The organism is Halomicrobium sp. HArcht1-1 (assembly GCF_058933285.1).
The window spans coordinates 2,257,474-2,269,097 of the sequence record NZ_JBZYDL010000001.1 but is presented as its reverse complement, the minus strand read 5'-3'; the positions used below and the strand labels follow the sequence as shown (position 1 = coordinate 2,269,097).

The following is an 11,624-nucleotide window of genomic DNA, read 5'->3' as shown; positions in this document are numbered from 1 at the left end:
CTGTACGTTTGTGAAGCATTTCGCGACCCCGTGGTCGCGAATCTCTTGCAACAGTTACAGCCGGCAGTATCAATCCTTCTTTCGGATCCGAGTGACTCCCGCTGAAACGTGCCGGAACCGGCAATACCATAACGGTCGTTCATGATGGTACGAACGCGCACATGGCACTACGCTGGCTCGACGACATCACGGCCGACGACGTAGACAGCGTCGGCGGCAAGGCGGCATCTCTCGGTGAACTCGCGGGCGCTGGCCTCCCGGTTCCGCCCGCGTTCGTCGTTACGGCCGACACGTATCGCTCGTTCGTACAGGACACCGGTATCGAGACGGCGCTGTCCGAGACCGTCGACGTGGACACGGACGACTCCCAGGCACTGGCAGCCGCGGCCGAGCACGCACAGGAGCTGATTCTGGAGACCGCCGTCCCCGACTCGGTCCGGGACGAGCTGCTGGCGGCGTTCGACGACCTCGACCACGACGTGGTCGCGGTCCGCTCCTCGGCGACGGCGGAGGACCTCCCGGACGCCTCCTTCGCCGGCCAGCAGGAGACGTTTCTCAACGTCGGTCGGGCCGATCTGCTCGACCGAGTTCGGGAGTGCTGGGCGTCGCTGTTCACCCAGCGAGCGATCTACTACCGCCAGGAACAGGGCTTCTCTCACGACGCGGTCGACATCGCGGTCGTCGTCCAGGCGATGGTCGACGCCGACGAGAGCGGCGTGCTGTTCACGAGCCACCCCTCGACGGGAGCCGAGCGAGCCATCGTCGAGGCCGCGTGGGGACTGGGCGAGGCGGTCGTCTCCGGTGCGGTCTCGCCGGACAACTACGTCGTCGACCGCGAGAGCGGCCGGGTCGAGGAAGTCACCGTCGCCGAGAAGAAAGTGATGCACGTCCGGGACGGCGACGACACCGTCGAGCGAGCGGTCCCGGACGACAAGCGCGAGCAGCGCGTCCTGGGGACCGAGACGCTCGATCAGCTCGTCGAGATGGGCGAGCGGGTCGAAGACCACTACGGGACGCCCCAGGACGTCGAGTGGGCGATCGCCGACGACACGCTGTATCTCCTCCAGTCTCGTCCGATCACGACGATCGACGAGAGTGGGGCTACCGACGGGGCCGACGCCGGGGTCGCCGACGGCGGTGCGATGACCGGCCAGCAGGACGGTGTCCTCGTCTCCGGGCTGGGGGCGAGTCCGGGCCAGGTCGCCGGCTCGGTCCGGCTGGTCTCCAAGCTCGACCAGCTGGACAAAGTCGAACCGGGCGACATCATCGTCACGGAGATGACGACGCCGGACATGGTGCCGGCGATGGAGCGGGCCGCTGGGATCGTCACGGACCAGGGCGGGATGACCAGCCACGCGGCGATCGTCTCGCGCGAGCTTGGCGTTCCCGCGGTGGTCGGCACCGACGCCGGGACCGACCGGCTACAGGACGGTCAGGACGTGACGATCGACGGCGACAAGGGGATCGTCGAACCGGGCGCGACCGATGCTGCCGACACGCCCGACCCGTCGTCGGCCGGCGACGGCACCGACGCCGGTCCCGCTCCCAAGCCGATGACTGGCACCGAGATCAAGGTCAACGTCTCGATCCCCGCGGCCGCAGAGCGGGCGGCCGCGACCGGTGCCGACGGCGTCGGCCTGTTGCGGATCGAGCACATGATCCTCTCGACGAGCAAGACGCCCGAACGCTACGTCGAGGACCACGGCGAACGGGCCTACGTCGACGAGATCGTCGACGGCGTCCGGACCGTCGCCGAGGCGTTCTACCCGCGTCCGGTCCGGGTCCGCACGCTGGACGCGCCGACCGACGAGTTCCGCCAGCTCGACGGCGGCGAGAACGAGCCCGCCGAGCACAATCCGATGCTTGGCTATCGAGGGATCCGCCGGAGCCTCGACCGGCCGGAGACGTTCCGGCTGGAGCTGGACGCGATCGCTCGCCTGTACGATCTGGGCTACGACAACGTCGAGATCATGCTCCCGCTGGTCAACGACGCCGAAGACGTGTTGCAGGCCCGCCAGCTGCTCGAATCGGCCGGCATCGACCCCGACAAGCGAACGTGGGGCGTGATGGTCGAGACGCCGGCCAGCGCGCTGGGCATCGAGCAACTGTGCGAGACGGGGATCGACTTCGCCTCGTTCGGGACGAACGACCTCACCCAGTACACGCTCGCGGTCGACCGGAACAACGAGGCCGTCGCGGGACGCTTCGACGAGCTACACCCGGCGGTGCTCGAACTGATCGGCCGCACGATCGAGACCTGTCGCGAGCACGACGTGGCGACGAGCATCTGCGGGCAGGCCGGCTCCAAGCCCGAGATGGTCCGCTACCTCGTCAACGAGGGGGTCACCTCGATCAGCGCCAACGTCGACGCCGTCCGCGACGTGCAACAGGAGGTCAAGCGCGTCGAGCAGCGCCTCCTGCTTGAGTCGGTCCGCGAGTCGTAGCGACCCGAGTCGACTGCGGACCGCGTTTCGGGGATACTGTTTTCAGCCGGCGCGGTGGAGTGGTCGTATGGACGAACTCTCGCCGCCCGAGGCCAAGAGCGTCAGTGCGGGAGTCGAGTACGTCCCGTTCGGCATTCCGGGACTGGACGGTGCCGTCAGAGGCATCCCGACGGGCAGCGCAGTGTTGCTCGCGGGCGCGCCCGACGCCGGCAGCCACGCCTTCCTGTACACGAGCCTCGCCTCCCTCATGCTCGCGAAACACGAGCCGGCGCTGTACCCGCGACGGCTGGGCGACGCGCGCGAGGCGATCCCAGAGTGCGTCAGCTACGTCTCGCTGACTCACGACCGGGAACACATCTACAGCGAACTCGACGCCGTCCTCGACTCCGAGCAGTTCGAGGTCCTGACCGACCACCTCACCGTCGCCGACTTCTCCCAGCAGTTCCTCTCGGCCGTCGACGTGCCCGCTGCGCTGTACGACCAGCGCCGCGACGACGTGCCCGCGCCGACCGAAGACGACGACAGCGGCGTCGCCGGGCTGCTCGACGACGTGACGCTGCCGGACGAGCGCTCGACGGAGACCGACGACACCGACGACGTGTCCGCCTTGCTCGACGAGATCAGCGAGTACGTCGCCGACAGCGGCGACGACGCGATCCTCGTGATCGACGGGCTTTCGGACCTCCTCCTGGCGACGAACTTCGGGCTCGATCGCAGCGTCGTGCTCGGCTTCCTGCTGGGGTTGCGCGAAGCGGTCGTCGGCTGGGACGGGATCGCCTACGTGGTCTACGAACGCCGGGCCGCCGACGTGCGGAGCGATCCCGACATCCACGGACTGCTCCACGGCTCGGTCTTCTTCTACTCGAACGACCAGGGTCACGACACGTATCGAACCATGCGCGTCGGCTCTTTCGGCGGCGCGCTGGACACCGAACGCCAGACCGTCTTCGAGAGTTCGGTCGGGCCGGCGGGCCTCCGGGCGAAGGCGACCAAGAAGATCGGTCCGTCGAACTGGTAGGAACACAACGCCTAAAGTCGTCAAGTCCGTGTTCGTAACTGATGCAGCGGGCCGAGCCCCAGTCGTTCGAACGTGTTCTCTCGTCGATGTGTACCGAACCCCACCCGGCGGCTCGGCAGGCGGCCGAGCGGTTCCTCGCGACGAATCCGGGCGATCCGGGGACGTACGAGACGGTCGCAGACCTCGAACGCGAGGCCGTCGAGCGACTGGGAACGATCGCCGGCCTCGGCGATCCCGCGGGCTACGTCACCAGCGGCGGCACCGAGGCGAACGTGCAGGCGATCCGGATCGCGCGCAACCGCGGCGACACCGACGACCCCAACGTCGTCGCGCCGGAACACGCTCACTTCTCGTTTACGAAGGCCGCGGAGATGCTCGGCGTCGAGCTTCGGACCGCACCCGCGACCGACTACCGGGCGGACATGGACGCGATGGCCCACCTCGCGGACGACGACACCGTCGCCGTCGTCGGCGTCGCCGGCACCACCGAGTACGGCTACGTCGATCCGATCCCGGCCATCGCCGACCTCGCAGACGATGTCGGCGCGCTCTGTCACGTCGACGCGGCGTGGGGCGGCTTTTACCTCCCCTTTACCGACCACGACTGGCACTTCGGACACGCCGACATCGACACGCTGACGATCGACCCACACAAGGTCGGGCAGGCCGCGGTGCCGGCGGGCGGACTGCTCGCGCGCTCGCCCGATCTCCTCGACGAGCTGGCGATCGATACGCCGTACCTGGAATCGCGCAGTCAGGTCACGCTGACCGGGACGCGCTCTGGGGCCGGCGTCGCGAGCGCCGTCGCCGCCATGGACGCCCTCTGGCGGGAGGGGTACCGAGAGACCTACGAACGGGCGATGGACAACGCCGAGTGGCTCGCCGAGCAACTCGACGTGCGGGGCCACGACGTGATCGGCCCCGAACTGCCACTCGTGGCGGCGGACCTCTCGATCCCGATGACGACGGAGCTGCGAGAGCGTGGCTGGCGCGTCTCCAAGACCGGCAGCGGCGAGATGCGTGTCGTCTGTATGCCCCACGTCACCCGGTCGATGCTGCGGTCTTTCGTCGCCGATCTGGACTGGTACTGATTCTGGCGGCGTCGCTCTGTGCTCGATTTCGCTACCCGAGTGGCGGATATCGCCACGACGCAGGCGACAGTACGACGGCGACCGAGAGTATAGAGCGGTACCGACGCGACATATCAACACTTACTACGCCCCTCACGTTAGGCCCTGTCAGTGGTGCTCGATGGGTTCGTGCTGTTTCTGTCCGAGTGTGGAACAGCGACAGATCCGACGGGAATCGAAGAAGCGGTCTGTACGGCGACCGGGCCGTTCGGACTGCTGATCATCGGCGTCTACTCGTTCCTGATCGCGTTCCTGTTGCCGTTCCCGAGCGAGGTCGTCCTCGCTCCCAGCGGGACGCTGCGACTCGGCCTCTCGGAACCGGCGACGATCGCCGTCATCATCGTCGTCAGCGGGGCGGGCAAGGCCCTGGGTAGTCTCTTTGCCTTCCACATCGGCCAGGAGACCAAAGAGTACGGGCCGCTGCTCTCCCTGCTGGAGCGGTCTCGGTTCGACATTCTGGGCTGGTCCGAGCGCAAGACGGTCTCGATCGCCAAGAAGTACGGCTACGCCGGCCTCGCGCTGGCGCTGTGTGTGCCTTTCTTCCCCGACACGATCTCGATCTACGCGTTCTCGATCCTCGAAGACGACTACCTCAAGTTCGCGGTCGCCACCTTCTTCGGCAGCGCCGGCCGGCTGGTCGTGACGATCGGGCTCGCCGCGGGCTTTTTCGCGATCTTCTGACACCCTCGGCCGTGCGGCGTTTTCCCCGGCACCGACGGCGGCGAGCACGCGGCTGCAAATCGGCACACTTTCCACAGCCACGGCGGTATCGATCCGATATGAGTGACCAGCAGTTCCCCACCGACAATCCCGCAGTGGTGACGGTCGGGTTGCCCTACGCGAACGGCGACCTGCACGTCGGCCACCTTCGTGGCTACGTCAACGGCGACGTGTACGCCCGCGCGCTTCGGCGCGTCGGCCAGCAGACCGCGTTCGTCTGTGGCTCTGACATGCACGGCACGCCGATCGTCGTCAACGCGGGCGAGGAGGGCGTCGATCCCGAGGCGTACGCGCTGGAGTACCACGAGACCTACGCCGAGACCTTCCCGCAGTTCAACGTCGAGTTCGACAACTACGGTCACACCCACGACGCCACGAACCAGGAACTCACCCAGGAGTTCGTCCGCTCGTGGGTCGAGCAGGACCACGTCTACGAGAAGGAGATCCAGGTGGGCTACGACCCCGAAGCCGACCAGTGGCTCCCGGACCGCCTCGTCGAGGGCACCTGTCCGTACTGTGGCGAACGGGCGCGTGGCGACGAGTGCGACGAGGGGTGTCAGCGCCACCTCGAACCCGGCGAGATCGAGGACCCCGTCTCGACGCGGACGGGCAACCCCGCCGAGTACCGCACCCGCGAGCACAAGTTCCTGCGCCTGAACGACTTCCAGGAGTACCTCCAGGGCTTTCTCGACCGTCTCGACGGCACCGACAACGCCCAGAACCAGCCCCGCGAGTGGGTCGAGGGCGACCTGCAAGATCTCTGTATCACGCGGGACATCGACTGGGGAGTCGACTACCCGGCAGACGCCGACGACGAGGAGACCGAGGAAGAGCTCGTGCTGTACGTCTGGGTCGACGCCCCGATCGAGTACGTCGCCTCCACGAAGCAGTACACCGAGCGGGTCGGCGAGGACACCTACGACTGGGAGTCGGTCTGGAAGGTCGACGGCGAGGAACGTCACGGCACGGAGTGGGACGACGACTGGACCGACGAGGCCGGCGAGATCGTCCACGTGATCGGCCGGGACATCATCCAGCACCACGCCGTCTTCTGGCCGGCCATGCTCCGGGGCGCGGGCTACAACGAACCCCGCGCGATCCTCGCGACCGGGTTCGTCAACATCGACGGGAAGTCGCTCTCGACTTCCCGGAACCGCGCGGTGTGGGCCGACGAGTACCTCGACGCCGGCTTCCACCCGGATCTGTTCCGCTACTACATCGTCTCCGGGTCGGGCATCGAGACCGACGTGGACTTCTCGTGGGACCGCTTCGCCGAGCGAGTCAACGGCGAACTCGTCGGCAACGTCGGGAACTTCCTCTACCGGTCGCTGCTGTTCGCCCAGCGCAACTACGGCGGCACGCCAGACACCGAGGTCAGCGACGACGTGCGCGAACGCATCGAGGACGCCATCGAGACCTTCGAGGACGCGGTCGACGACTACGAACTGCGTGCCCTCGCCGACGTGGGTGTCGAACTCGCCGACTTCGGCAACGAGTACATCCAGCGCAACGAGCCCTGGAACCTCGTCGACGACGATCCCGAGCAGGCCCAGCAGGTGATCCGAGACTGCGTCCAGCTCTCGAAGGCCGTCGCGATCTTGCTCCAGCCGGTGCTGCCGGAGAAGGCCGAACGGATCTGGGGGCAGCTCGGCGAACAGGGCTCCGTGGCTGACGTCCCGCTCGATGCCGCACTGGCGACGCCGCCCGCCGACTTCGACGAGCCGACGGAGCTGTTCGGACAGGTCGAAGACGACCACATCGAGGGGCTGAACGATCAGCTCCAGCGCCGCGTCGAGGCGGCCAGTGACGACGAGGACGACGACGAGAGCGACGAAGACGACGAGACGGTCGAACTCGAACCGCTGGAAGACGAGCGCATCGGCTTCGAGGCGTTCGAGGGCGTCGACATGCGCGTCGGCGAGATCGTCGCCGCCGAGGACATCGCCGACTCTGACAACCTCCTCGAACTGGCGGTCGACATCGGGATCGAGACCCGACAGGTCGTGGCCGGCCTGAAGGGGCTTCACGACGTGGACGACCTCCCCGGAACGCGGGTCGTCCTCCTCGCCAACATGGAGAAAGCGGAGCTGTTCGGGCGCGAATCCAACGGGATGATCCTCGCGGCCGGCGACGACGCCGACCTGCTGACGACTCACGAGGACTCGCCACTGGGCACCCGTATCCACTGATCGGACGCAGGGAGCTTTTGTACCACCACCTGTAATGACGGCGTATGGCAAACGACGCCGACTCCGACGACTGGAAGTTCTCGGTCGACGAGGTCGGCCCCGACGCGGAGACCGCGACGAACGGCCACGACGAGGCGGTCGAGCTGTCGAGTGAGGACGTACCGGAACCGCTGGTCGATAAGGACGAGGCCGACGCTGACGGCAACGTCGCCGGGAGTCTGCTCTCGGCCGGGCCGATCGAACCCCAAGTGGCGAGCCGCGAGAACGCTCTCTTCGTCGTTCTCGGCGTCTACCTCGCGGTCTTCGGGTTCGCGGCCATGCTCGCACCTGGCTTCGTCTCGTCGCTCCAGAACGTGCTCGTCCTCGGCGGCGGGCTCCTCGTCGTCGCCCTGCTGTCCTTCGGCGTCTTCGGACTCCTGACCCCGGAGACTTAATCCGCCGGAGGCCGTAGGTCGCGTATGTCTCTGCTCAGCGAATCGCTCTCGACGCTGCTCTTCGTCGGTGGAGCCCTGTTGCTCGTCGCCGAAGCGGTCGCTCCGGGCGCACACTTCTTCGTGCTGGGCGTCGCGCTCCTGACGGCGGGCGTCGTCGGACTCTTCTCGCCGGTCGGGGGTGCGATCGGGATTCTCGTGCTCGCTGCCGCCGTCCTCGTGACCACCGCGCTGACGCTGTGGGGGTACCGTCGCATCGACATCTACGGCGGTGAAGGCTCTGCACAGACGCTCGACTCGGACTCGCTGCGGGGCAAGTTCGGCCGCGTCACCGAGCGAGTCACCCAGACCGACGGGGAAGTGAAGCTACAGGACGCCGGCTTCAACCCCTACTACCAGGCTCGCAGCGTCGACGGTGAGATCGAAGAGGGGGCGGAAGTGATGGTCGTCGACCCCGGCGGCGGCAACGTCGTCACCGTCGAGGTCGTCGCGGGCGGCGACGAGATCGACCGACAGCTCGAAAACGACCGCGAACAGTCGGTGACCGACACCGAACCGGAACGCGAGTTCGACCCCGACGTCGAGTCCGACGCCGCCTGAGACGGAACGTCGTCGCTGCTTCGCGGTGAGCGCTGGGACGGGGGAGACGCTCACCGAGACATCGCTACAGTTGTCCGTACGAACGGTCACCGTGTGCGATTTGTAAGCAGAGACTACCTGTCACGACGACCGAAGGCTTTTCTTTTAGCCACCCCGAGGTTCGGACGATATGCTTCCAAGTGTCGTCCTCCAAGGAGGGGGGATCCTGTTCGTCGCAGTGGTCTTCCTCTTGCTCGCCGTCGCACTGGTGTATTCGAGCATCGTCATCATCCGCCCGTACCAGCAGGGTGCGTACACGGTCCTCGGTTCGTATCGTGGCCTCCTCGATCAGGGGATCCACTTCATCTATCCGTTCGTGTCCGACGTGACGCGGTTCGACATGCGAACCCAGACACTCGACGTGCCCCGCCAAGAGGCGATCACTCGTGACAACTCCCCGGTGACCGCCGACGCCGTCGTCTACATCAAGGTGATGGACCCGAAGAAGGCGTTCCTCGAAGTCGACAACTACGAGCGGGCCGTCTCGAACCTCGCCCAGACGACGCTCCGTGCGGTGCTGGGCGACATGGAACTCGACGACACGCTCAACAAGCGCCAGGAGATCAACTCGCGCATCCGGAAGGAACTCGACGAGCCCACCGACGAGTGGGGGGTCCGCGTCGAGAGCGTCGAGGTCCGCGAGGTCAATCCGTCGAAAGACGTCCAGCAGGCCATGGAGCAACAGACCTCCGCCGAACGGAAACGCCGTGCCATGATCCTGGAAGCGCAGGGTGAACGTCGCTCTGCCATCGAGACCGCGGAGGGTGACAAGCAGTCCAACATCATCCGCGCGCAGGGTGAAAAGCAGAGCCAGATCCTCGAAGCGCAGGGTGACGCGATCTCGACGGTCCTCCGCGCCAAATCCGCCGAGTCGATGGGCGAACGTGCGATCATCGACAAGGGCATGGAGACGCTGGAAGGGATCGGCGGCAGCGAGTCGACCACCTTCATCCTCCCCCAGGAGCTCACCTCGCTGGTGGGCCGCTACGGCAAGCACCTCACCGGCTCGGACGTGAAGGAGAACGGCCACGTGCTCGAGGGCCTGGAGTTCGACGAAGAGGCACGCGAGATGCTGGGACTCGACGACATCGAGGAGATCCTCGGTCAGATCGACCAGGAGGCCCAGGTCGACGTCGAAGAGATGGAACAGCAGGCCCAGAAGATCAAACACGGCGAAGACAGCACCGACATCCAGGACCCCAACGAGGCCATCGAGGAGATGGACCAGGAGTTCGGTGACGGCGGCAACGCCCCTGGCGACGGTAGCACCGACGAAGACGATCTGTAGGCCAGGTAGTCACCACAGTCGAAGCCGTTTTATTACTGGTGTGCGTAGCTGAACCAGACATGGGTGGGGATGGTCCGGTCGACGAATCGAAGCGTGCGACGCTGCGCCGGTTCGCCGCGCTCGGTGCGGCGGGTCCGCTGGCGCGTTTCTCTGACAGCGACGGGGACTCCGAGAGCGACGCCCGCGAAGCGATCGCGGGCTACGTCTCGACGACGCCCGGCGCGCACTTCTCGAAGATCAGAGACGACCTCCAGCTCGGGACCGGCGAGAGCCAGCATCACCTCCGGCAACTGGCCGAGGACGGACGGATCGACAGCTACCGCGACGGCGACTACCGGCGCTTTTTCGCGGCCGGACAGTTCTCCGAGCGGGAGATGGTCGTGTTGAGCTATCTCCGCCGCGAGACGCCGCGTGGGATGCTCGTCGCGCTGCTGAGAGATCCGTCGGCAACGGGCGGGGACCTGGCGGCGACGCTGGACGTGTCTCGGCCGACCGTCAGCAAGTACGCGAGCGAACTGGAGAGTGTGGGCCTGCTCTCGCGAGACGACGGCTACGCGGTCGAAGAGCCAGAAACCGTCCTGACGCTGCTCGTTCGCTACGCGGACTCCTTCGGTGAGCACGCGGCCACGCTCGCTACCGAGGCGGCCGATCTCGTCTCGTACGATCCGGAGTGAGACGGCGAACTGTCGTCGTTTTCCGGTCGACTACAGGTCGCTGCCGGGGGGCGTGACCGACAGCCGGCCGTCGGGGCACTGACTGGGGGCACTCCGAGAAGCGACGAACGAGTTCGACGAGCGGTCAGCAGGTGACCTTCCACGTCGTCGCCGAGGAGTAGCCCCACTTCTCGACGTCGACGTCGAACTCGCCGTCTTCGATGGCCGTCATGTTCGTCCCGACTTCCTTCGCGGAGAGACCGAGTTCGTTGCCGATGAGCCGGGACTTGAAGTACGTCTGTGTGTCGGCGTTGTCTCGCAGGAACTCGAGGATGCGGCGCTGTTTCTCCGAGAGGCGCGTGTCGGCCGTTGTCGCTGTCGTGCTCATACACCATCGTTCGGATCAGATACTCTTAGGGGGTTTGGTACGGTCGGTTAACCCGCTGCCGTCTTGCGGTTTTTGCGTCGGCTCGGCCGGCCGGTCCGTGCTCACTCCGCTCTGAGTGGGGCGGTTGGTACGGGTGGGTAACACCCGCATACCGGCCCGTGATGATACAGAGTCGTCGACGTTTACCCAGTCGACGACACGACAGCGTGCGGTCGATCTGGTAACGATCTACAACAACCCGTCTCGTACAGCCGGTAGTATCAGTCCTCGATTCCGGCGATCGTCTCGGCCACGTCGTCCCAGTGGCTCCCTCGCCAGAAGTGCTGTCCGCAGGCTCGACAGCGCCACACGTCCGTCTCGTCGGGCTCCGGTGCGTAGTCGGGCGTCGAGCGGTCGGGGTCGACGGCGTCCAGTCGCCCGTTGCAGTCGCCACAGTACGCGGGTTCGTCATCGACGGCGAGTTCGAAGCCCGCCGCCGACAGCGCCGAGAGCTGTGTCTCGATCGTTCGGCCGTCGAGCAGGATCGCGTCGGGACTCCGGCTCGCGAGGTCGCGATCCCTGGTGACGATCCGTCGCCCTTCGCGCCGGGCCAGCGCGAGGAGCGCCTCGTCCGGCGCGTCCGGGGCGATGTCCCGATCGAGCGCGTAGGCGGCGTCGTAGCCACACATTCGCAGGTACGTCGCGAGCTTCCCACACATCACGTCGAGCAAGAGGTCGGTCATCG

Annotated in this window: 11 protein-coding genes; 9 read left to right on the top strand and 2 right to left on the bottom strand. The window is 66.5% G+C overall.

Features of this window, described 5'->3' with window-relative positions:
- Positions 1 to 161: 161 nt before the first annotated feature.
- The 9 genes from ppsA to AC5FRZ_RS11935 all read left to right on the top strand — a co-directional run bounded on the left by ppsA (position 162) and on the right by AC5FRZ_RS11935 (position 10,533).
- On the top strand, positions 162 to 2,444 hold the full coding sequence (gene ppsA / locus AC5FRZ_RS11975; protein WP_493564686.1) for a phosphoenolpyruvate synthase: 2,283 nt from the start codon (positions 162 to 164) through the stop codon (positions 2,442 to 2,444).
- Positions 2,445 to 2,511: 67 nt separating this feature from the next.
- A complete protein-coding gene (locus AC5FRZ_RS11970; RefSeq protein WP_372480522.1) occupies positions 2,512 to 3,462 on the top strand; it encodes an RAD55 family ATPase in 951 nt (316 codons plus the stop codon).
- A 41-nt stretch (positions 3,463 to 3,503) separates the two neighbouring features.
- Entirely contained in the window at positions 3,504 to 4,553 is a 1,050-nt protein-coding gene (mfnA, locus tag AC5FRZ_RS11965) for a tyrosine decarboxylase MfnA (protein WP_493564685.1), read from the top strand.
- A gap of 150 nt (positions 4,554 to 4,703) precedes the next feature.
- On the top strand, positions 4,704 to 5,273 hold the full coding sequence (locus tag AC5FRZ_RS11960; RefSeq protein WP_493564684.1) for a YqaA family protein: 570 nt from the start codon (positions 4,704 to 4,706) through the stop codon (positions 5,271 to 5,273).
- A gap of 98 nt (positions 5,274 to 5,371) precedes the next feature.
- A complete protein-coding gene (gene metG / locus AC5FRZ_RS11955; protein WP_170094997.1) occupies positions 5,372 to 7,501 on the top strand; it encodes a methionine--tRNA ligase in 2,130 nt (709 codons plus the stop codon).
- Positions 7,502 to 7,545: 44 nt separating this feature from the next.
- Positions 7,546 to 7,935 carry a DUF7312 domain-containing protein gene (locus AC5FRZ_RS11950; RefSeq protein WP_170094996.1) on the top strand — a complete coding sequence of 130 codons (390 nt, stop codon included), beginning with the start codon at positions 7,546 to 7,548 and terminating at the stop codon, positions 7,933 to 7,935.
- 24 nt (positions 7,936 to 7,959) lie between these two features.
- The gene (locus AC5FRZ_RS11945; protein WP_170094995.1) at positions 7,960 to 8,532 is read left to right on the top strand and encodes an NfeD family protein; all 573 of its coding nucleotides are present in this window, start codon (positions 7,960 to 7,962) and stop codon (positions 8,530 to 8,532) included.
- Positions 8,533 to 8,701: 169 nt separating this feature from the next.
- A complete protein-coding gene (locus tag AC5FRZ_RS11940; protein ID WP_153554083.1) occupies positions 8,702 to 9,859 on the top strand; it encodes an SPFH domain-containing protein in 1,158 nt (385 codons plus the stop codon).
- A gap of 59 nt (positions 9,860 to 9,918) precedes the next feature.
- Positions 9,919 to 10,533 (top strand): winged helix-turn-helix transcriptional regulator, encoded by a 615-nt coding sequence (locus AC5FRZ_RS11935; protein WP_015763936.1) that lies wholly within the window; start codon positions 9,919 to 9,921, stop codon positions 10,531 to 10,533.
- Between the two features lie 124 nt (positions 10,534 to 10,657).
- Here AC5FRZ_RS11935 and AC5FRZ_RS11930 read toward each other — a convergent pair whose 3' ends face one another.
- On the bottom strand, positions 10,658 to 10,900 hold the full coding sequence (locus AC5FRZ_RS11930) for a DUF7123 family protein (protein WP_170094994.1): 243 nt from the start codon (positions 10,898 to 10,900) through the stop codon (positions 10,658 to 10,660).
- Between the two features lie 260 nt (positions 10,901 to 11,160).
- On the bottom strand, positions 11,161 to 11,622 hold the full coding sequence (locus AC5FRZ_RS11925) for a DUF5615 family PIN-like protein (protein ID WP_170094993.1): 462 nt from the start codon (positions 11,620 to 11,622) through the stop codon (positions 11,161 to 11,163).
- Positions 11,623 to 11,624 lie beyond the last annotated feature (2 nt).

Excerpts from the sequence above, each read along its gene's own strand:
- AC5FRZ_RS11930 (WP_170094994.1), bottom strand. The coding sequence starts at position 10,900 with ATGAGCACGACAGCGACAACGGCCGACACGCGCCTCTCGGAGAAACAG.
- AC5FRZ_RS11945 (WP_170094995.1), top strand. The coding sequence starts at position 7,960 with ATGTCTCTGCTCAGCGAATCGCTCTCGACGCTGCTCTTCGTCGGTGGA.
- AC5FRZ_RS11970 (WP_372480522.1), top strand. The coding sequence starts at position 2,512 with ATGGACGAACTCTCGCCGCCCGAGGCCAAGAGCGTCAGTGCGGGAGTC.
- AC5FRZ_RS11925 (WP_170094993.1), bottom strand. The coding sequence starts at position 11,622 with ATGACCGACCTCTTGCTCGACGTGATGTGTGGGAAGCTCGCGACGTAC.
- AC5FRZ_RS11940 (WP_153554083.1), top strand. The coding sequence starts at position 8,702 with ATGCTTCCAAGTGTCGTCCTCCAAGGAGGGGGGATCCTGTTCGTCGCA.
- AC5FRZ_RS11935 (WP_015763936.1), top strand. The coding sequence starts at position 9,919 with ATGGGTGGGGATGGTCCGGTCGACGAATCGAAGCGTGCGACGCTGCGC.
- AC5FRZ_RS11950 (WP_170094996.1), top strand. The coding sequence starts at position 7,546 with ATGGCAAACGACGCCGACTCCGACGACTGGAAGTTCTCGGTCGACGAG.
- ppsA (WP_493564686.1), top strand. The coding sequence starts at position 162 with ATGGCACTACGCTGGCTCGACGACATCACGGCCGACGACGTAGACAGC.
- mfnA (WP_493564685.1), top strand. The coding sequence starts at position 3,504 with ATGCAGCGGGCCGAGCCCCAGTCGTTCGAACGTGTTCTCTCGTCGATG.
- metG (WP_170094997.1), top strand. The coding sequence starts at position 5,372 with ATGAGTGACCAGCAGTTCCCCACCGACAATCCCGCAGTGGTGACGGTC.